The 19577-nt window shown below is 63.7% G+C and carries 18 protein-coding genes and 1 pseudogene; 7 read left to right on the top strand and 12 right to left on the bottom strand.

Annotation, left to right across the window (positions count from 1 at the left end; all coding sequences use genetic code 11):
* The 5 genes from ABYW26_RS00780 to ABYW26_RS00760 all read left to right on the top strand — a co-directional run.
* A partial coding sequence (locus tag ABYW26_RS00780) for an aldehyde dehydrogenase family protein (protein ID WP_372602765.1) occupies positions 1-1039 on the top strand: 1039 nt, incomplete at its 5' end.
* Between the two features lie 56 nt (positions 1040-1095).
* Positions 1096-1947 carry a 3,4-dihydroxyphenylacetate 2,3-dioxygenase gene (hpaD, locus tag ABYW26_RS00775; RefSeq protein ID WP_372602764.1) on the top strand — a complete coding sequence of 284 codons (852 nt, stop codon included), beginning with the start codon at positions 1096-1098 and terminating at the stop codon, positions 1945-1947.
* Positions 1948-1960: 13 nt separating this feature from the next.
* The gene (locus tag ABYW26_RS00770) at positions 1961-2836 is read left to right on the top strand and encodes a fumarylacetoacetate hydrolase family protein (RefSeq protein ID WP_372602763.1); all 876 of its coding nucleotides are present in this window, start codon (positions 1961-1963) and stop codon (positions 2834-2836) included.
* Positions 2827-3633 carry a 2-oxo-hept-4-ene-1,7-dioate hydratase gene (gene hpaH, locus ABYW26_RS00765; protein ID WP_372602762.1) on the top strand — a complete coding sequence of 269 codons (807 nt, stop codon included), beginning with the start codon at positions 2827-2829 and terminating at the stop codon, positions 3631-3633. Before ABYW26_RS00770 ends, hpaH begins: the two co-directional genes overlap by 10 nt.
* Positions 3634-3639: 6 nt before the next feature.
* Positions 3640-4404, top strand: a complete 765-nt coding sequence (locus ABYW26_RS00760; RefSeq protein ID WP_372602761.1) for an aldolase/citrate lyase family protein — start codon at positions 3640-3642, stop codon at positions 4402-4404.
* A 17-nt stretch (positions 4405-4421) separates the two neighbouring features.
* On the opposite strand, the gene ABYW26_RS00755 is transcribed toward ABYW26_RS00760, so the two are convergent.
* From ABYW26_RS00755 to ABYW26_RS00715, 9 genes are all read right to left on the bottom strand, one after another.
* Positions 4422-4757: a cupin domain-containing protein gene (locus tag ABYW26_RS00755; RefSeq protein WP_372602760.1), complete on the bottom strand. Its 336-nt coding sequence runs from the start codon at positions 4755-4757 to the stop codon at positions 4422-4424.
* Positions 4750-5415 carry a cysteine hydrolase family protein gene (locus ABYW26_RS00750; protein ID WP_372602759.1) on the bottom strand — a complete coding sequence of 222 codons (666 nt, stop codon included), beginning with the start codon at positions 5413-5415 and terminating at the stop codon, positions 4750-4752. Before ABYW26_RS00750 ends, ABYW26_RS00755 begins: the two co-directional genes overlap by 8 nt.
* Positions 5415-6947 (bottom strand): ABC transporter ATP-binding protein, encoded by a 1533-nt coding sequence (locus ABYW26_RS00745; RefSeq protein ID WP_372602757.1) that lies wholly within the window; start codon positions 6945-6947, stop codon positions 5415-5417. Before ABYW26_RS00745 ends, ABYW26_RS00750 begins: the two co-directional genes overlap by 1 nt.
* Positions 6944-7621, bottom strand: coding sequence for a cysteine hydrolase family protein (locus ABYW26_RS00740; RefSeq protein WP_372602756.1), 678 nt, complete (start codon positions 7619-7621; stop codon positions 6944-6946). Before ABYW26_RS00740 ends, ABYW26_RS00745 begins: the two co-directional genes overlap by 4 nt.
* Complete coding sequence (locus ABYW26_RS00735) at positions 7618-8628, bottom strand: formamidase (RefSeq protein WP_372602755.1); 1011 nt, start codon at positions 8626-8628, stop codon at positions 7618-7620. The genes ABYW26_RS00740 and ABYW26_RS00735 overlap by 4 nt, the downstream gene beginning before the upstream one ends.
* Before the next feature lie 19 nt (positions 8629-8647).
* Positions 8648-9574, bottom strand: coding sequence for an ABC transporter permease (locus ABYW26_RS00730; protein WP_372602753.1), 927 nt, complete (start codon positions 9572-9574; stop codon positions 8648-8650).
* Positions 9574-10683 (bottom strand): ABC transporter permease, encoded by a 1110-nt coding sequence (locus tag ABYW26_RS00725; protein ID WP_372602752.1) that lies wholly within the window; start codon positions 10681-10683, stop codon positions 9574-9576. The genes ABYW26_RS00730 and ABYW26_RS00725 overlap by 1 nt, the downstream gene beginning before the upstream one ends.
* A 1-nt stretch (position 10684) precedes the next feature.
* Complete coding sequence (locus ABYW26_RS00720) at positions 10685-11812, bottom strand: BMP family ABC transporter substrate-binding protein (protein ID WP_372602751.1); 1128 nt, start codon at positions 11810-11812, stop codon at positions 10685-10687.
* Between the two features lie 151 nt (positions 11813-11963).
* Positions 11964-12860 (bottom strand): LysR family transcriptional regulator, encoded by an 897-nt coding sequence (locus ABYW26_RS00715; RefSeq protein WP_372602750.1) that lies wholly within the window; start codon positions 12858-12860, stop codon positions 11964-11966.
* A 124-nt stretch (positions 12861-12984) separates the two neighbouring features.
* On the opposite strand from ABYW26_RS00715, the gene atzF reads away from it, so the two are divergent.
* Complete coding sequence (gene atzF, locus ABYW26_RS00710; RefSeq protein ID WP_372602749.1) at positions 12985-14775, top strand: allophanate hydrolase; 1791 nt, start codon at positions 12985-12987, stop codon at positions 14773-14775.
* A 206-nt stretch (positions 14776-14981) separates the two neighbouring features.
* On the top strand, positions 14982-17222 hold the full coding sequence (locus ABYW26_RS00705; protein WP_372602748.1) for a DEAD/DEAH box helicase: 2241 nt from the start codon (positions 14982-14984) through the stop codon (positions 17220-17222).
* Positions 17223-17234: 12 nt separating this feature from the next.
* On the opposite strand, the gene ABYW26_RS00700 is transcribed toward ABYW26_RS00705, so the two are convergent.
* From ABYW26_RS00700 to ABYW26_RS00690, 3 genes and pseudogenes are all read right to left on the bottom strand, one after another.
* Entirely contained in the window at positions 17235-18371 is a 1137-nt protein-coding gene (locus ABYW26_RS00700; protein WP_372602747.1) for an ABC transporter permease, read from the bottom strand.
* Positions 18368-19306, bottom strand: coding sequence for an ABC transporter ATP-binding protein (locus ABYW26_RS00695; protein WP_372602745.1), 939 nt, complete (start codon positions 19304-19306; stop codon positions 18368-18370). Before ABYW26_RS00695 ends, ABYW26_RS00700 begins: the two co-directional genes overlap by 4 nt.
* Positions 19303-19577: pseudogene (locus tag ABYW26_RS00690) on the bottom strand (secretion protein HlyD); the annotation flags it as partial. The pseudogene ABYW26_RS00690 and the gene ABYW26_RS00695, both read right to left, overlap by 4 nt.

Raw genomic sequence — 19577 nt, 5'->3', positions numbered from 1 at the left:
TGGTCCGGTTGGCGTGATCACCCCGTGGAACACGCCGTTCATGCTGTCGACGTGGAAGATTGCTCCGGCATTGGCGGCGGGCTGCACCGTGGTGCATAAACCGGCGGAATTCTCGCCGATGACGGCCAAGCTGCTGGTCGAAATCGCCGAAGCGGCCGGGCTGCCCAAAGGCGTGCTGAACCTGATCAACGGCTTTGGCGAGGATGCGGGCAAGGCGTTGACCGAGCACCGCGACATCAAGGCGATCGCCTTTGTCGGCGAGGGCCGCACCGGCTCGATGATCATGGCGCAGGGCGCGCCGACGCTGAAGCGGGTGCATTTCGAACTGGGCGGCAAGAACCCCGTCATCGTGTTCGACGACGCCGATCTGGATAAGGCCGTGGATGCGGCGGTGTTCATGATCTATTCGCTGAACGGCGAACGCTGCACCTCGTCCTCGCGCATGTTGGTGCAGGACAGCATCTATGACGCATTCACCGCCCGCGTCGCCGACGCCGCCAACCGCATCAAGGTCGGTCACCCGCTGGACCCGGAAACCGTAGTCGGCCCGCTGATCCATCCGGTGCATGAGCAGAAAGTCCTGTCCTATTTCGAGGCCGCCAAAGAAGACGGCGCAACCATCGCCGCCGGTGGTGTCAAAGTTGGCGACGAGGGCTGCTTCGTGCGCCCGACCCTGTTCACCAATGCCACCAACCAGATGCGCATCGCGCAAGAGGAAATCTTTGGCCCGGTCCTGACCGCCATTCCGTTCACCGATGCCGAACACGCGCTGGCCATCGCCAATGACGTTGAATACGGCCTGACCGCCTATGTCTGGACCCGCGATATTGATCGGGCGATCTGGATGACGGACCGTCTTGAGGCCGGTATGATGTGGATCAACAGCGAAAACGTGCGCCATCTGCCGGCGCCGTTCGGGGGGGTCAAGGGCTCGGGCATTGGCCGCGATGGCGGCGACTGGTCGTTCGATTTCTACATGGAGACCGTCAACGTCGCCATTCCGACCAAACCGCAATCGACGCCGAAACTGGCCAAGTAATCACGCAGTCAACCCATAGGCGGGGACATCCCGCCAGTGCCGATGGAGGAGCAGCTATGGGAGAGATCGTTCTCGCCGCTAAAATGACCCACGTGCCGACATTGCAGATGTCCGAGCAAGAGGGGCCGCTTAAAGGCAAGCGTCAGGCAGCCATCGATGGTCATCTGGAAATTGCCCGCCGCGCCAAAGAACTGGACGTGGATACCGTGGTGATCTGTGACACCCATTGGCTGGTCAATGCAGGTTTTCACATCAATGCCAATGCCAAGTTCGAAGGGCTTTTGACCTCAAGCGAATTCCCGCAATTCATTCAGGACATGCCCTATAGCCACCGTGGCAACCCGGCGCTGGGCGATGCGATTGCCGCCAAGGCTACCGAACTGGGCGCGTTCACGCTGGCGCATCATCTGGACAGTCTGGATCTGGAATACGGCACGCTGGTTCCGATGAGCTTTATGAGCCGGGTGCATGACATGAAAGTGGTCTCAATCGCCGCCTTCTGCACTGTGCATGACCATGACGAAAGCCGCATCATCGGTGAAGCCATCCGCGCCGCAGTCGAGGAAAGCGATTCCCGGGTGCTGCTGGTGGCTTCGGGGTCGCTCAGCCATAAGATCTGGTCGAACAAGGACTATGCCCCCAACAACGGCACCTTCACGATCAGTTCGAAGTTCAACCAAGCTGTGGACATGATGGTTCTGGATATGTGGAAGAACGGCCGCCATGCCGAGTTCCTCGAAATCCTTGGTGAATATGCCGATCATTGCTCGGGCGAAGGCGCGATGCACGACACGGCGATGCTGTATGGCGCGCTGGGCTGGGACAAATACACCGGTAAATGCGAAATCGTGACCGATTATTTCCCCAGCTCGGGAACCGGTCAGGTCAACGTGCTGTTCCCGGTGTAGGAAGGAAACCGATATGCCTCTGCCCCCCCGTATCGCCGCCTTCCATGCCAATGGCGCTGATCGTTACGGCGTCGTGACCGAAGATGGGATCATCGACCTGACCCCGGAATTCGGAAACCGTTTCAAAGGCTTGCAAGAGGTGATCGAGGCCGGCGCGTTGGATCAGGTGATGGCCGCGGCCCAAGGTCGCGCCCCCACCTACCGCGAACAGGACGTGACCTATCTGATCCCGATTGCCCGCCCGGAAAAGCTGATCTGCATCGGCGTGAACTTCCCGGACCGGAACGCCGAATACAAGGACGGGCAGGCGCAGCCGACCAAGCCGTCGATGTTCATCCGTTTTCCGCGCTCGTTCACCGGCCATAACGGCAATCTGGTGCGCCCGCCGGAATCGGAGCAACTGGATTACGAGGGCGAAGTCGCCATTGTCATCGGCAAAACCGGCCGCCGCATTCCGCGCGAAAAGGCGTATGAACATATCGCCGCGCTGACCCTGTGTAACGAGGGCACGATCCGCGACTGGGTGCGCCACGCCAAGTTCAACGTGACTCAGGGCAAGAACTGGGACAGCACAGGTTCGCTCGGGCCGTGGCTGGTGCCGTTCAAATCGGCCGATCAGCTGGACGATGTCGAACTGACCACGCGGGTGAATGGCGAGGTGCGCCAGAATGACCGCACCAGCAACATGATGTTCGATTTCCGCTTTATTATCAATTACGTCAGCACCTTCTGCACGCTGGTTCCGGGGGACGTGATCGTCTGCGGCACCCCCACTGGCGCGGGGGCGCGGTTCGACCCTCCGATCTGGCTGAAGCCCGGCGATGTGGTCGAGGTCGAGGCTACCGGCATCGGTATCCTGCGCAACGGGATCGTCGACGAATGCGCCTGACCCCCTCTGAAATCGAAGCCGCCGCCGAAGACCTGTTTCAGGCCGAAACCTCGGGCACCCAAATGGGCCTGATCAGCCTGCGCCACCCGCAGGCCGACATGGACGACGCCTATGCGATCCAGTTGGCGTTGATGCGGCGCAAGCTGGCGGCGGGGCGGCGGATCATCGGCTGGAAGATCGGCCTTACGTCAAAAGCCATGCAGGACGCGCTGAAGATCACCACGCCCGACAGCGGCGTGTTGTTCGACGACATGGCCTTTGCCGATGGCGCCACTGTGCCCGCAGGCCGGTTCATCCAGCCCCGGATCGAGGCCGAAATCGCCTTTGTGATGAAAGCGCCGCTGGCGGGGGCCGATGTCACGCGCGACACCGTATTGGCCGCGACCGACTATGTCGCGCCGTCAATCGAAATTCTGGACACCCGCATTCTTCGCGCCGATCCGGCGACCGGAAAGACCCGGGTGATCACCGACACGATCTCGGACAATGCCGCCAATGCCGGCATCGTTCTGGGCGCGGCGCGGCATGATCCGGCGGCGGTTGATCTGCGCTGGGCCGGTGCTATCGTGACCCGCAACGGCGAGGTCGAGGAAACCGGTCTTGGCGCCGGAGTTCTGAATGATCCGGTTCAAGGCATTGTCTGGCTGGCGCGGCGCATGGCGCAATACGGTCAGAGGATCGAGGCCGGTCAGGTGATCTTGTCGGGCTCGTTCATCCGGCCGGTCGAATGCCCCGCCGGGTCGCAAATCCACGCCGATTTCGGGCCGTTCGGCACGGTCAGCATTAATTTCGGGTGAGGGAACATGCCTGCAAAAACCAATGATTTCAAAGCGGCTTTGCTGCGGGGCGAGCAACTGATCGGTCTGTGGATGGGGCTGGGCAGTTCCTCGGCCACTGAACTATGCGCCCATGCCGGGTTCGACTGGGTTCTGATTGATGGCGAGCACGGTCCGAACGATGTTCTGACCATTCTGGATCAACTGCGGGCGATACAGGGCGCCGCTAGCGCGCCGGTGGTGCGGGCGCCGTCAGATGATCGGGTGTTGCTGAAACGGCTGCTGGATATCGGCGCCCGGTCGCTGCTGATCCCGATGATCGAAAGCGGCGATCAGGCGGCCGAGGCCGTGCGCTCGGTCCGGTATCCGCCGCAGGGTGTGCGCGGCGTCGGCGCGTCGCTGGCGCGGGCCTCGAATTTCGGTGCGATCCCGGATTACCTTGCCACCGCGAACGACCAGATTTGCCTGTTGCTTCAGGTGGAAAGCAGGGCTGGCATTGATGCGCTGGACGATATTCTGGCGGTCGAAGGCGTGGATGGCGTGTTTGTCGGCCCGGCTGATCTGGCTGCCGATATGGGCTTTACCGGCCGGCCCGGCGCGCCCGAAGTGCAGGCGGTTGTTGTCGAGACCCTGAAACGCATTCAGGCGGCGGGCAAGGCCTCGGGCATTCTGACCTCGGACCGGGCGCTGGCCAAAGGCTATGCCGATCTGGGCGTGGGATTTCTGGCCGTGGGGTCGGATGTCGGAGTTCTGGGCGCGGGTCTGCGGGCGCTGAAGGCCGAGTTTTCCTGAACCGGCCCTTGGGGCGGCTATTCCAGAAACTCGACCGGTTTTTCCCATTGAATCAACACCGTGCAGCCGTCTTCGGACCAGACACGGTGTTCGCTTCCCGCCGGGTTGAACATCAGCGACCCGGCGCCATAGCGGCCATTATCGTCGCTTTGACTGCCAGTCAGAACCAGAATGGTCTCAAGCCCGGTATGACGGTGGCGCGGCACCGAGGCGCCGGGGGCATAGCGCAACAGCGCCACGTCCGGGCCGCCTTGCCACAGCATGCAAATCTCGACCCCATCGCGAAACGGCTGAAACGGCAGCGCTTGCCAGCCCTCGGGCAGCAGCGCGGGAAAGCCCTTGGGATCAGCCATTCAGCGCCTCGACGATTGCGGCGGTCGGGGCGGCCCAGCCGACGATGGCGCCCTGCGCGATGATCATGTCGATCGCCGCTTTTTTGTATTCGGGGAAATAGCTTTCGGTGGCGTCGGCGGCCAGCAGGCAGCGATAGCCGCGGTCATTGGCCTCGCGCATGGTGGTCTGAACGCAGACCTCGGTGGTGACACCGGCGAAAACCAGATGGGTGATGCCGCGCGCCGCCAGAATATCGCCAAGACCGGTGGCATAGAACGCGCCCTTGCCGGGCTTGTCGATCACGATCTCGCCCGGCAGCGGCGCCAGATCCGGCACGATCTCGGCCCCCGGTTCACCGGCGATCAGAACCCGCCCCATCGGCCCCGGATCACCGATCCGCAGCGACGGTGCCCCGCGCAAACGCTTGGCCGGGGGGCAATCGGACAGGTCGGGCAAGTGGCATTCGCGGGTGTGGATCACCGGAAGGCCCGCCGCGCGGAACCCGGCGATCAGGTCAGCCACGGTCGGCACAATCGCCTGTAACAGCGACACGTCATTGCCCAGCGTCGCGCCAAAGCCGCCCGGCTCGATAAAGTCGCGCTGCATGTCGATGACGATCAGCGCGGTCTGCGCCGGGTCGAAGGTGAATTCGAAAGGGTCTGCCGCGATTGCCACCATCAGCCATGTCCCGCCATATGTTGCCCGATCTCGGCGATATTCGCCGTTGCAATCGGAGTTTCAAAGCTGACCCGGCCTTCGGACATCACCAGAATTCGGTCGGACAGCTCCATGATCTCGTCCAGATCCTCGCTGATCAGCAGGATTGCCGCGCCCTTGTTGCGCGCGTCCAGCAGCCGGTCGCGGATGGTCGAGACCGCCGCGAAATCCAGCCCGAAACAGGGGTTCGAGACGATCAGAACCTCGACTTCGCCCGACAATTCGCGCCCCAGAACCGCGCGCTGAACATTGCCCCCCGAAAGCGAGGCAATCCGCGCGGCGGGCGAGGCGGTCTTGACCTTGAACGTGTCGATCAGTGTCTCGGCATTGCGGGCCATGGCGCGGCGGTCTTTCCAGAACGCGGTCTTGCCGCCCGGTGCCTGATCGAAAATCCGAAAGGCCAGGTTTTCCGCCACGCTCATCCGCGGGGCGCAGGCGTTGCGCAGGGGTTCCTCGGGCAGATAGCGGATCTTGTGCGCCCGTGCTTCGGCCCGGGTGGCGTGAAACGGCTGACCATGCACGGTGATCTGGCCCTCGGTCAGGTGGCGCTGGCCGGTCAAAATTTCCATCAACTCCATCTGGCCATTGCCGGAAATACCCGCAATTCCAAGGATTTCCCCGGATTTCAGCGTCACGTCATCAATCTGGATGGTTTTCAGCCCCGAACGATCCGGCGCCTTCAGCCCATGCATCTGCATCACCGGTTTCAGGTCCGAGACCACCCGCACCCGTTCGGTCACGGTCGGGGCCTCGCCCATCATGACGCGGCTCATCTCATCGATCGACATTTCGCCGACCTTGCCGCCGCCGACCATTTTCCCACGCCGCAGCACCGTCACCGCATCGGCAAAGGCGGTCACTTCGCGGAACTTGTGGCTGATCATCAGCACGGTGATTTCGCCGGCTTGGGTCAGCGCCCGGACATGGCCCAGAACCTCGTCAGCTTCGGCCGGGGTCAGGACCGAGGTCGGCTCGTCCAAAATCAGAAAGCGGTGGCCAAGGTATAGCTGTTTCAGGATCTCAAGCTTTTGCTTTTCCCCCGCCGCAAGGCGGCTGACCGGCTGATCCAGCGGCACCTTGAACGGCATCCGCGACATGAACTCATCCAGCCTGCGCCGTTCCTCGCGCCAGTTGATGACGCGCGGGGCGTCGGCGCGGCTGATTACCAGATTTTCGGCGGCGGTCAGCGACGGCACCAGCGTGAAATGCTGATAGACCATGCCCAGACCCAGCTTTTGCGCCACTTTCGGATCGGTCATCCTGGCCTCGTGACCGGCGACCAGCAATTCGCCGCTGGTGGCGCGGTAAAAGCCCATGATGCATTTCACCAGCGTCGATTTCCCGGCGCCGTTTTCGCCCAAAAGCGCATGGAACGACCCGGCGGGAATGTTGATCGACACGTTGTCCAGCGCGGTAAAGTCGCCAAACCGCATCGTCATGTTCAGCGCCTCGACGCTGATCGCGCCTGCCGGGGTTTCCAGAACGCGGGTCATGGCAACGCCGCGATCAGGCTGGCGCTGTCAGTCACCGCGCCGAACACGCCGCCCTGCATTGTCACCATCTTGATTGCCGCCGCGTGGTTGCCCGGATCGGTGGCGCCGCAGCAATCCTCGACGATGACGCATTCAAAGCCGCGGTCATTGGCCTCGCGCATGGTGGTGTGGACGCAGACATCGGTGGTGATGCCGGTCAGGATGATGTTCTCGATGCCGCGCGTGCGCAGGATCAGTTCCAGATCGGTGGCGCAAAAGCTGCCTTTTCCGGGCTTGTCGATGATGACTTCGCCCTCAAGCGGATACAGTTCGGGGATGATGTCCCAGCCGGGTTCGCCACGGATCAGGATCTTGCCGCAGGGACCGGCATCGCCGATGCCCGCGCCGATCTGTTGGCTGCGCCAGCGCTTGTTCGGCGGCAGGTCGGCCAGATCGGGGCGGTGGCCTTCGCGGGTGTGGATGATGTGATAGCCCTTGGCCCGCATGTCGGCCATCAGCGCCTTGATCGGCCCGATCGGCGCCTGAGTCAGCGACAGATCATAACCCATGCTGTCGACATAGCCGCCGGTGCCGCAGAAATCGGTCTGCATGTCGATCACGATCAGGGCCGTGTTCTCGGGGCGCAGATCGCCGTTATAGGGCCACGGGTAGGGGACGCTTTTGATTGTCGTCACTGGACAGTCTCCTTTTCGCCAAATCTGCGTGTCGGGGCCGGAAAGCCAAAGCCGGTGCCGTCGGTCACGCGCACCGTGTCCTCCCATGGCAGGCGATAGCGGCCCGCTGCGAGGTCGGTCATATAGGTATAGGGGCAATCGCCGGCGCCGCCCTGAACGGCAACATAGCCGCGATGGCCCAGCTGATAGATGTTGTTTTCCACACCCCAGCCAGCGCGGGCCTCGCGCACCAGATCGGGGCGGACTTCGGCGGTGATGATTTCATCGGCGCGGCCGGTGGTGCCATGCGCGATCACGGTGCCGTCGAAATCGACGATCATGCCTTCGCCCATGCTGTCGAACGTCCCGTCCGAGCCGCACATGCAGACGTTGGCGGTCACCATCAGGTTGCAGAACGCGTTCGACTGGTTGGTGAAACGCCAGCTTTCGCGCACCGGCGCGGTATAACCTGCGGTGCGGATCATGATCTCGGCGCCTTTATAGGCGGCCTCGCGGGCCATCTCGGGGAACATGCCGTCGTGACAGATGATCAGCCCGATCTTGCTGCCGTTGGGGCCGTCGCAGACCGGAATGCCCTGATCGCCAGGCTCCCACGGTTCGACCGGCACCCATGGGTGCATCTTGCGGTAATAGAGCCGAATGTCGCCCTGATCGTCGATGATCAGCCCGCTGTTATAGGGATAGCCGCCGGGGTTCAGTTCCATGATGGAGAAGCAGCCCCAGATCGCGTTGTCGATACAGGCCTGTTTCAGCGCCGCGACCTCGGGGCCGTCCAGCGTGCACATGATCTCGGGGTTGGTGTCCATCGACAGGCCGTGCAGCATGTATTCGGGGAACACGACCAAATCCATCGTGCCCAGATTGCGCCGGGCCTTGGCGACCAGTTCGACCACCCGCGCGGTCTGCGCGGTCAGCTGCGCCTTGGTTTCGACCACCGGCAATTGCAGTTGCACCAGCCCGATCACCACACCGTTTTCCGATTTATTCAGACCGCCAAGCCCGTTCATTGCGCATATCCTTGTTTCATCATTTCGTCAGGCTCAGTTCCGAGGGCGCGCCCTGCATGGCGCGGTCGGGTGAGCTGGTGAGGATCAGCAGGCCCAGCGTCAGCACATAGGGGGCCGCGAAAAACAGGTAATAGCCTTCGGACACGCCGACCGATTGCAGCGCCGGTCCCAGCGCCCCCGCGCCGCCGAACAACAGCGCCGCCCAGAAACAGTTGACCGGGCTCCAGCGGGCAAAGATCACCAGCGCGATCGCCATCAGGCCCTGCCCCGAGGAAATGCCCTCGTTCCAGCTGCCGGGGTAATAGAGCGACAGGTAAGCGCCGCCGACACCGGCCAATGCGCCACCGGCACCCGTGGCCAACAGGCGCACCGTATCGGGGTTCAGGCCCATGGCGCGGGCGGCATCGGTGCTGTCGCCGACCACGCGCACGATCAGGCCGATCCGGGTGGTGCGGAACATCCAAGCCATGGCAACGGCCAGCAGGCCCCCGGCGATGAACAGGACGTTGACCTGTAATGCCGCCTGCACCTGCGGCACCGACGACCACCAGCCCAGATTAAACGCGGGCAGGTCCGGCGCGACCGGCTGGATATAGGGTTTGCCGAAAAAGAACGCCAAGCCCATTCCCAGCAGCATCATCGCGATGCCAACGGCGATGTCGTTGACGCCCTTGAACTTGCAGATCCAGCCATGCAGCAGGCCGAACACCATCCCGGCCAAGGCCGCTGCCAGCACCCCGGCAAAGGGCGAGCCGGTTTCAAAAGCGATGGCATAGCCCGCCATGGCGCCAAAGACCAACGTGCCTTCCAGACCCAGATTGATCCGGCCCGAGCGTTCCGTCAGGCATTCGCCAAGCGAGACAAAGATGAACGGGGTCGACACCCGGATCGCGCCGCCAAGGATGGCCAGAGGCACGCCCCAAAGACCGATTTCAACCGGTTCCATCAGCGGCCCTCCCAAAAGGCTGGGGTAAAGATGCGCATCCGGCCATACAGCGCCTCGCTGAGCAGGATGATGACAAAGACCATGCCTTCAAAGACCAGAATGGTTGCGTCCGGCAGGTCCATGCGGCGCTGGATCAGGCCGCTTGAGGCCTCGAACCCGCCCAGCAGCACCGCCACCGGCAGGATGGCCAGCGGATTGTGCCGGGCCAGAAACGCGATCAGGATGCCGGTATAGCCATAGCCCGCGATCAGCGACGCGTTGGCCGAGCCATGCACGGCCGCGACCTCGAAATAACCCGCAAGCCCGGCGAAAGCGCCGCCAAGCGCGGTGAACCCGATCACCAGCCGCCCGACCGGCAAGCCCTGCACCTGCGCGGCGCGGATGTTGTCGCCCGCGATCCGGGCAGCAAAGCCCAGCGTGGTGCGCTCGATCAGAACCCAGCACAGGATACAGGCGATGATCCCGGCCAGAACGCCCCAATGGGCGGTAACAAAGGGCATGTCGCCGACCCTCAGACCCTCGGCCAAAGGCGCGGTCGAGGGTTTGTTCAGACTGGCGGGATCGCGGAAGATGCCTTCGACGAAATGGTTCAGCAGCGCGATGGCGATATAGGCCATCAGCAGCGACGCGATGGTTTCATTGACGCCGCGCTTGATCCGCAAGGCGCCGACCGCGCCGATCCAGACCCCTCCTGCCGCCATGCCCATTGCCGCCATCAGGATCATGCCGATCACGGCGGGCAGGGGCGCGACCAGCGTGCCGGTCACTGCCGCCGCCAGCCCGCCCAGAACGATCGCGCCTTCGCCACCGATCACCACAAGGCCTAGCCGCGCGGGCAAGGCGACACATAGCGACGCCAGCACCAAAGGCGCCACGCGCGACAGGGTGTTTTGCCAGGAGAAGGCCGAGGAGAACCCGGCCTTCCAGACCAGTGCGAAAAATTCGACCGGTGATTTTCCAAGAACCAGCAGGAACAGGCTGAACACGGCAAAGCCCACCGCCAAAGCGCCCAGCGGGATCAGCACCGCCTCGGACCGCGGCATCAGACCCGACAGGATCCGAGCGGGGGCGACGCGGCCCGAGACGTTGATATGTTCAGCGCTGTTCATCTTAGCTGGTCGAACCCATTACGCCTTCGACCAGATAGCTCATGCTTTCCAGCGCGACGTCGGTTTCGACAAAGGCTTCGCCCTCGGCGGCGATGACGTTGCCTTTGTTGTCCTTCAGCGGGCCTTTGATCGCGGCAAAGCCACCGGCCATGATCTCGGCCTTGACGGCTTCGAACTGGTTGCGGGCGGCGTCCGAGACGGCGGGACCAAGCGGGCTCATCTTGATGAAACCGTCGGCCAGACCGCCGCGCACGAAGTTCGGGATCGGCTCGCCTGCGATGGTTTTCGCCACCATGTCGGTATAGACGCTGGCCCAGTTCCATTCGGCCCCGGTCAGATACATGTCGCCCGCCAGCGGCGTCTGATCGGCGTGATAGCCGCAGACATAGGCGCCACGCGCCACGGCGGTTTCGCAGACGACTTTCGGGCCGTCGACATGGCAGGTGATGACGTCACAGCCCTGATCGGCCAGCGCGTTGGTGGCCTCGGCCTCTTTCACCGCCAGCGACCATTCGCCGGTAAAGATCACCTGACAGGTGATCGTCGGATCGACGGCGCGGGCGCCCAGCAGGAACGAGTTGATGTTGTTCAGAACCTGCGGGATCGGTTTCGCGGCGACAAAGCCGATCTTTTTCGACTTGGTGGCGTGACCGGCGGCGATGCCGTTCAGATACTGGCCCATGCCGATATAACCGAAATACGAGCCGGCATTGGTTGGGTTGCCCTCGGACCACAGACCGCCGCAATGCTCGAACCGGACGTCGGGATGCTTGGGCGCCAGTTCCAGAATATGGGGGTTGAAATAGCCGAACGAGGTCGGGAACAGCAGGCCGGCACCGTCAAAGTTGATCATCGACAGCATGGTGTTCTGCACGTCCTGGCTTTCGGGGACGTTTTCTTCTTCCAGAACCGTGACGCCCTCCATCGCCTTGACCGCGGCGGCGCCTTCGGCATGCGACTGGTTATAGCCAAAGTCATCCTTGGGGCCGACATAGATGAAGCCCACGGTCAGCGGCGCGGCGGCATTCGCGGCACCGGGGCGCAGCACCCCACCCATCGTTGCCAGGCCAAGGGCGGCGGTGGCATTGCCGAGAAACGCCCGGCGGTTCAGTTTTGCGGAATTGGTCATTTCAGCGCTCCAACAGCTTGGCCTGCGCCGCATAAGGGCAGGCTCCGATTTATCCATGAATCAGAGGTTAGGAGGTTTGAGTGCTGTTGACGTCTGCTAATTTTTCGGCAAAGCGATGCAAAAAATGCACCGGTCAACCCTTGGGCGAGGGCTATTGATAGCCTTCCAGAACCTTGGCCAGCATTTGCGCGAACCGGGCCGAGGCCACGGGCAGGGTGCGCCCGCGCATCTGTCCCATCAGCAGGCTGCCCGGCGGGGCGTCGCGCCGCGACAGCGGGCGGATCACCAGATCGCCATCGGGCTCGGGCTGCAATCCGATCGGGATCTGAAAGGCGATGGCGTTTTCGTGGCGCACATAGTGGCGCATGAAATCGAAACTGTCGGATTCCGCGATCGGCCGCAGCGGGCGGCTGCCCTTGGCGGCGGCCAGATCCAGCAGGGCGCGCACCCCGAACATTGCGGTTGGCGCAACATGCGGGTGGTCCAGGCAGTCGCGCAGCCTGAGTTCCGGCTGGGCCGCCAGCGGGTGGTTGCGCTGCATGATCACATGGATCACCTGCGGGACCGCGACCAGAACCTCGAAATCGACCAGATGCACCGGCTCGAACACCAGCGCCAGATCGCTGCTGAAGGTGGCCAGATCATGCTCGGCCGCCTCGCGGTCGCGGACATTGACCGAAAAGGTCACGCCGGGATGTTCACGCCGGTAAGCGGCGATCTGGGCGGGCAGGAAATACGGAATCAGCGCTTGCGAACAGGCGACCGAGACATGCCCCCGCCGTTCGCCCGACAGGTCGGCCACCTGACTTTGCACCCGCCGCAGGTCCGAGGCCTGAACGCGGAAATGCTGAACCAGCAACTCGCCCGCCGGGTTCAGCCGCACACCACGCGGCAGGCGCTCGAAGATTTCCGAGCCGAATTCCTCTTCGAACCGCTGAATCCGCCGGTTCAGCGCCGAAGCGGTGATGTTCATGTCATCCGCCGCCTTGCGGATCGACCCGGCACGCATCACGGCCTCGATATAGCGAAATGTCTGTAGATGTTTCATGGCATTCCCCTTAGCGCTGCATTTTTTGCATCGCTTTTGTGAATTCTTAGCATTTGCAAAGGACGCCGCAACGCCGGACGTTGGGAAAAACGCCAGTTCGCGGCCAGCGGAAGGAAAAAACCTCATGCCAGACGTAAAAATGACCATCCCGGACCTGCGCGCCGCCTATGCCGGCGGCGTGACCACCGATCAGGTGCTGGCGCAGGTCTATGACCGGCTGGCGGCGGTGGATGATCCGGCGATCTTTCTGGCGATGCCGACGCTTGAACAGGCCTGCGCCGAGGGCCGGGCCTTGGGCGCTTATGACCCGTCCAAGCCGCTTTGGGGGGTGCCGTTCGCGGTGAAAGACAATATCGACGTGGCCGGATACCCGACCACGGCCGCCTGTCCGGCCTATGCCTATACGCCTGACGCGGATGCCTTTGTCGTGGCGCAAATGCGGGCGGCGGGCGCGATTTTCGTCGGGAAAACCAACCTTGACCAATTCGCCACCGGCCTTGTCGGCGTGCGCACGCCTTATGGGGTGCCGCGCAATTCGATTGACCCCCAGATCGTTCCCGGTGGCTCGTCCGGCGGGTCGGGCGTGGTGGTCGGTCATGGCATCGTGCCGCTGGCGCTGGGCACCGACACCGCCGGATGGGGCCGGGTGCCTGCGGCGCTGAACAATATCGTCGGGCTGAAACCGACGCTGGGATCGCTGTCCGCCAGCGGGGTTGTGCCCGCCTGCCGGTCGATCGAGACCATCTCGATCTTTGCGATGACGGTCGCTGACGCCTATGCTGCGTTTCAGGTCGCCTGTGCCTATGATCCGTCCGATGCTTTCGCCCGCCAAATTGCCGCCCCTGACCTGACCGCCGCCCCGGCCGCGCCGGTGATCGGCATTCCCAGCGCCGACAGCATCAAGTTCTTTGGCGACAGCGTGCAAGAGGCATCCTTTGCCGACGCCGTCGATCTGTTGCGCGCCAGCGGGGCCGAAATCCGCGAGGTCGATTTCTCGCCGCTCTATGCGGTCGCGGCGATGCTGTATGAAGGCGCATGGGTGGCCGAGCGCTATACCGTGATCGAGGATCTGCTGAAAACCGACCCCGAGGCGATCCTGCCCGTCACCCGCCAGATCATCTGCAAGGCCGAAGACCTCAGCGCCGCCGACGCGTTTCGCGGCATTTACCGGCTCAAAGAACTGGCGCGCGCCGCCCAGCCGCTTTTGGCCGATCTCGATCTGCTGTGCGTGCCGACGATCCCGACCTTCTATTCGGTCGCCGATCTTGAGGCCGACCCGGTGACGCCGAATTCGAACTTCGGCACCTATACGAATTTCGTCAATTTGCTGGATATGTGCGGGCTGGCTGTGCCCACTCCGGCGCGCAGCGATGGGCGGCCGGGCAGTGTCACCCTGCTGGCCAAGGCCGGGCAGGATGCACTGCTTGCCGCGCTGGCGCTTGGGCTTGAGGGCGCGGGCGACCGTAATCTGGGCGCGACCGGCTGGGCCTATGCCGCGCCACCGGCCTTGCCCGAGGCCGCGCCGCAAACCCTGACGCTGGCGATGTGCGGCGCGCATATGGCGGGGCTGCCGTTGAACCACCAGCTGACCGATCGCGGCGGTCGCTTCCTGCGCGCGGCGCTGACCAGCGACGCCTATCGGTTCTACGCGCTGGCGGGCGGGCCGCCGTTCCGCCCCGGTCTGGTGCGCGGCGCGCCGGGGTCCGGGGCGCCGATCGGGCTTGAGCTGTGGTCGCTGCCACTGTCCGAGGTCGGCAGCTTTCTGGCCGGCATTCCGGAGCCGCTGGGGCTGGGCACGGTCGCGCTGGACGATGGCACCTCGGTGCAGGGGTTCGTGTGCGAGGCCGTGGCGGCGCAAGACGCCCAGGACATCACCGATCTGGGCGATTGGCGCAGCTTTCTGGCCTCGCGTTAACGCGGCCAGACGGTCGCGGGATGTGACGCAAACGCCGCCGCCGTTGGGTTTTGCCTGACATCGGCGATCAACACCTATACATTCCCGGTAAAACAGACTACCTGCGGCCGGTTGCCACCAGATACCCCCCTTTGCCGGTAGCGCCGCCGCCCCTGAACCGGGGCGATCCGTGCTGCACCCGCAGTTATGAACAGCAGATACCCAGTATGAAACAGACCATCGCAGACGCGCTTGAGCGCCGTGGATACACCAGCCTGACCCCTGTGCAGGAGGCGGTGACGAATCCCGACCTGACCGGCGCGGATCTGCTGGTGTCGGCTCAGACCGGCTCGGGCAAGACCGTGGGCTTTGGTCTGGCCATCGCGCCGACGCTGCTTGGGCAGGGCGACCGGTTTGAAACCGCCGCATTGCCGCTGGCGCTGGTCATCGCACCGACGCGCGAGCTGGCGTTGCAGGTCAAACGCGAACTGGCGTGGCTTTATGCCGACGCGGGTGCGGTCGTGGCCTCGTGCGTGGGCGGCATGGACATGCGTGACGAACGCCGGGCGCTGGAGCGCGGCGCGCATATCGTCGTCGCCACGCCGGGGCGTCTGCGCGATCATATCATGCGCGGCTCGATTGACCTTGGCGATCTGCGGGCGGTGGTTCTGGACGAAGCCGACGAGATGCTGGATCTGGGCTTTCGGGAAGATCTTGAGTTCATTCTGGGCGAATCCCCCGACACCCGCCAGACCCTGATGTTCTCGGCCACGGTGCCGCAAGCGATTGCAAAGCTTGCCGAAAGCTATCAGCGCGATGCGATCCGGGTCATGACCAAGGCCGAGACCTCGCAGCACGCGGATATCGAATACCACGCCATGAACGTGTCGGCGCGCGATGGCGAAAACGCCATCATCAACGTGCTGCGCTATTACGAGGCGCCGAATGCCATCGTGTTCTGCAATACGCGGGTGATGGTGAACCGACTGACCACGCGCTTGTCGAACCGCGGGTTCTCGGTCGTGGCGTTGTCGGGTGAATTGTCGCAAAGCGAACGCTCGCACGCGTTGCAGGCGATGCGCGACGGGCGGGCGCGGGTCTGTGTGGCGACCGATGTCGCGGCGCGCGGGATCGACTTGCCGAACCTTGATCTGGTGGTTCATGCCGAACTGCCGTCGAACCACGAAACGCTGCTGCACCGCTCGGGCCGGACAGGTCGGGCCGGGCGCAAGGGTGTCAGCGCCCTGATCGTGCCGCCGAAATCGCGCGGTAAGGCCGAGCGGATTTTGAACATGGCCCGGCTCAAGGCGCAGTGGGGCCCGGCGCCGTCAGCGGAACAGGTCAGTGCCCGCGACGAACAGCGGATGCTGGACGATCCGGCATGGCTGGACCCGATCTCTGATACTGAAAGCGACGCGGTTGCCAAGCTGGTCGACCGATTCTCGGGCGAGCAGATCGCGGCGGCCTATCTGCGGCTGTATCACAGCGGCCATTCCGCCCCCGAAGACCTGAGCGATATGGACGCCCCCGCCAAGCCGCGCGCGCCCTTCGGTCCCAGCGTCTGGTTCTCGTTGTCCACCGGACGCGCCCAGAACGCCGAGCCGCGCCGCATCCTGCCGATGCTGTGCAAATCCGGGGATATCACCAAAAACGACATTGGCGCGATCCGGGTGCAACAGGACGAAACCTTCTTCGAGATCCGTCAGGAAAGCGTCGCAGCCTTCCTTGCCGCAGTCGGCCCGTCGATGTCGCTGGAGGCCAGGGTTTCAATGACCCAGCTGAACCAGCCGCCCGCAGCGGCCAGCGCCGACCGCCCGGCCTTTGCCTTTACCCCGAAAGACCGCAGCGACCGCAAACCGGACGCGCCCTATAAGGACCGTAAAAGCGACCACCCGAAAGAACGTAAGCCCTCGGCCTATGCCAAGGACGACGCACCGCGTCCGGTGAAGGATCGCAAGCCCTCGGCCTATGCCAAGGACGACGCGCCGCGCCCGGTGAAGGATCGCAAGCCTTCGGCCTATGCCAAGGACGATGCGCCGCGTCCGGTGAAGGATCGCAAGCCCTCGGCCTATGCCAAGGATGATGCGCCGCGCCCGGTGAAACAGCATAAACCTGCGCCCTATCACCCGGATCAGGCCCCGGATCCCGTGGCCGAACCCGCGCCGCAATCCGCCGCGCCGCAACAGTCCAAGAAATTCCGCGCCGCCGCGCAGAACCCGTCCTCGTCCCTGCCGCGCAAGCGCGAGGGCGCCCGCACCGATGACGCGCCCAAGCCCGAGATCAGCGCCTATAAGCCCAAACGCTCGGGCGCTGCTGGCGGCTATGCCAAAGGGCCGAAATCGGCTGCTGGTAAACCCGGCGGCGGTAAACCCGGTGGTGGCAAATTCAAGCCCCGCACCGGTGCACCCGCGAAACCCGGCGGCAAGTTCGTCAAAGGTGGCAAACCCAAACCGCGCAGCCCCAAATAAGCCGCTGCGCGGTTAATCCAGCGTCTGACGATAGCGCTTTAGCGCCACGGCGACGATCACCAGCATGATGATCGCGATATGCAGCATGTCGCCCGAGATGTCGGAAATATCCGCGCCTTTCAGCATGACCTTGCGCACCAGCCGCAGGAAATGCGTGGCGGGGATGGCGCTGCCGATGGCCTGGGCCCAACCGGGCATCGCGGCAAAGGGGAACATGAACCCTGACAGCAGGATCGTCGGCAGCAGGGTAAAGAACGAAATCTGCATCGCCTGCATCTGACTGCGCGCCACGGTCGAGATCAGGAACCCCAGCGCCAGATTGACGATGATATACAGGTTGAACCCCAGATAGAACGCCAGCGGCGAGCCGATGAAGGGCACGCTGAACAACACGCGCGAGGCCATCAGGAACACGCCGGTCTGCACATAGCCGACCAGAACATAGGGCATGATTTTGCCCAGCATCACCTCCAGCGGCCGCACCGGGGTGGCGATCAGGGTCTCCATCGTGCCGCGCTCGGTTTCACGGACGATGGCGACGGCGGTGATCATCACCATGGTCAGCGACAGGATCACCCCCAATAGGCCGGGCACGATGTTCAGGGCGGTGCGGCCTTCGGGGTTGTAATGCTTGTGCACCACCACGCCAAACGGCGGCTGGGTGCCAGCGCTGGCGCGCAGGCTGCCTTGCAGGGTCTGCGCCATGGCGGTGTCGATAATGCCGGACATAGCCCCCACCGCGCCGCCCGCCGCCGCCGGGTCCGAGGCATCGGCTGACAGCAGGATGTTCGGATGCAGGCCGCGGATCACGTCGCGCTCGAATTCGGGCGGGAAGACCACGACGAAGCTGGCCGAGCCATCCCTTAGCGCCTTGTCGCCCTGTTCGGGGCTGGTGACCACGCCCTGAAAGTCGAAATAGGTCGAGGTTTTCATCCCCATCAGCACCGCCCGCGTCACCGGGCCCTGGTCTGACATCTCGACCAGCGTCGGCAGGTGCCGCGGGTCCGAGTTGATCGCATAGCCAAAGATCAGCAATTGCATCATCGGCACGCCAATCATCATCACAAAGGTGATGCGGTCGCGACGCATCTGGACGAATTCCTTGGTCAGCACCGCCAGAAACCGCGACAGGGAAAAACGCATCTTCATTCCGCCACCGCCTGAAAATTATCTTCGGCCCCGGCCATCAGATAGATGAACGCCTCTTCCAGTTCGGCCTCTTTCAGGCGCCATTTGTGGTCGCCCTTGTCCTGATGCCGCCGGGCAACCGCATCCAGCGCCGCCCTGTCGGTGCCCGAGACATGCAGAACCGCGCCGAACCGCGCCACCTGACCGACGCCGGGATCCTGCCGCAGCTCGGCCTCCAGCGCGGAAATGTCGGGGCCGGTGACCTGATAGGTGTGCAGGCCGATCATCGCCGGAATTTCGCGCGCCGGGCCTGAGATCAGCTTTTTGCCATAGGCGATATAGGCGATGAAATCGCACTGGATCGCCTCGTCCATGTAATGTGTTGAGACCAGAACCGTTACGCCTGCGGCCGACAGGCGCCGGATTTCGTCCCAGAAATCGCGCCGCGCCTTGGGGTCGACCCCGGCGGTCGGTTCGTCCAGCAACAACAGCGCCGGGTCGTGGATCATGCAGGCCGCCAGCGCCAGCCGCTGTTTCCAGCCCCCCGACAGCGTGCCCGCCAACTGGTTGGCGCGCTCAGATAGCCCCAGATCGGCCAGCGCCTGACGCACCCGGTCGCGGCGGTTCGGCACCTGATACATGCGGGCGACGAAATCGAGGTTCTCGCGGATCGTCAGATCCTCATACAGCGAGAATTTCTGCGTCATATAGCCGACATTGGCCTTGATCCGGTCCTGCTCATGCAGAATGTCAAAGCCAAGGCAGGTGCCGCTGCCCGCATCCGGGGTCAGCAGCCCGCACATCATGCGGATCGTCGTGGTCTTGCCCGAGCCATTCGGCCCCAAAAAGCCATAGATCGCCCCCTTGGGCACCTGCATGTCAAAGTGATCGACCACGGTGCGGTCGCCAAAGACCTTGGTCAGGCCTTGAACGGATATGGCGGGCGCGTCGGTCATGGGCGTGGCGTCAGGGTCAGCGGTTGACCGGGCAGCAGGGTGCCCGGATTTTCCAGCACAGCCTCGGCGCGGAACACCAGACGCGCGCGTTCTTCGTGGCTGTAGATGATCGGCGGGGTGTATTGCGGTGACGAGGCCAGCCGCGTCACCCGCGCCGTCAGGCCCGAGGCGCAGCCGGTGCAGGTCACATCGAAGATCGCGCCGGGCTGGATGCCGGCCCGGTCGGATTCCGGCACAAAGAACAGCGCCGTCAGCCGGTCAGGCGGCAGGA

This window comes from Actibacterium sp., assembly GCF_041584535.1.
Lineage (GTDB): Bacteria > Pseudomonadota > Alphaproteobacteria > Rhodobacterales > Rhodobacteraceae > Actibacterium_D.
The sequence above is the reverse complement of the archived record's forward strand: the minus strand, read 5'-3'. Positions and strand labels throughout refer to the sequence as shown.

Bases quoted from the DNA above. Each gene is read 5' to 3' on its own strand.
- ABYW26_RS00725 (WP_372602752.1), bottom strand. From the start codon at position 10,683: ATGAACAGCGCTGAACATATCAACGTCTCGGGCCGCGTCGCCCCCGCT.
- ABYW26_RS00715 (WP_372602750.1), bottom strand. From the start codon at position 12,860: ATGAAACATCTACAGACATTTCGCTATATCGAGGCCGTGATGCGTGCC.
- ABYW26_RS00695 (WP_372602745.1), bottom strand. From the start codon at position 19,306: ATGACCGACGCGCCCGCCATATCCGTTCAAGGCCTGACCAAGGTCTTT.
- ABYW26_RS00760 (WP_372602761.1), top strand. From the start codon at position 3,640: ATGCCTGCAAAAACCAATGATTTCAAAGCGGCTTTGCTGCGGGGCGAG.
- ABYW26_RS00705 (WP_372602748.1), top strand. From the start codon at position 14,982: ATGAAACAGACCATCGCAGACGCGCTTGAGCGCCGTGGATACACCAGC.
- ABYW26_RS00735 (WP_372602755.1), bottom strand. From the start codon at position 8,628: ATGAACGGGCTTGGCGGTCTGAATAAATCGGAAAACGGTGTGGTGATC.
- ABYW26_RS00720 (WP_372602751.1), bottom strand. From the start codon at position 11,812: ATGACCAATTCCGCAAAACTGAACCGCCGGGCGTTTCTCGGCAATGCC.
- ABYW26_RS00745 (WP_372602757.1), bottom strand. From the start codon at position 6,947: ATGACCCGCGTTCTGGAAACCCCGGCAGGCGCGATCAGCGTCGAGGCG.
- hpaD (WP_372602764.1), top strand. From the start codon at position 1,096: ATGGGAGAGATCGTTCTCGCCGCTAAAATGACCCACGTGCCGACATTG.
- ABYW26_RS00750 (WP_372602759.1), bottom strand. From the start codon at position 5,415: ATGGTGGCAATCGCGGCAGACCCTTTCGAATTCACCTTCGACCCGGCG.
- atzF (WP_372602749.1), top strand. From the start codon at position 12,985: ATGCCAGACGTAAAAATGACCATCCCGGACCTGCGCGCCGCCTATGCC.
- ABYW26_RS00730 (WP_372602753.1), bottom strand. From the start codon at position 9,574: ATGGAACCGGTTGAAATCGGTCTTTGGGGCGTGCCTCTGGCCATCCTT.
- hpaH (WP_372602762.1), top strand. From the start codon at position 2,827: ATGCGCCTGACCCCCTCTGAAATCGAAGCCGCCGCCGAAGACCTGTTT.
- ABYW26_RS00770 (WP_372602763.1), top strand. From the start codon at position 1,961: ATGCCTCTGCCCCCCCGTATCGCCGCCTTCCATGCCAATGGCGCTGAT.
- ABYW26_RS00700 (WP_372602747.1), bottom strand. From the start codon at position 18,371: ATGAAGATGCGTTTTTCCCTGTCGCGGTTTCTGGCGGTGCTGACCAAG.
- ABYW26_RS00755 (WP_372602760.1), bottom strand. From the start codon at position 4,757: ATGGCTGATCCCAAGGGCTTTCCCGCGCTGCTGCCCGAGGGCTGGCAA.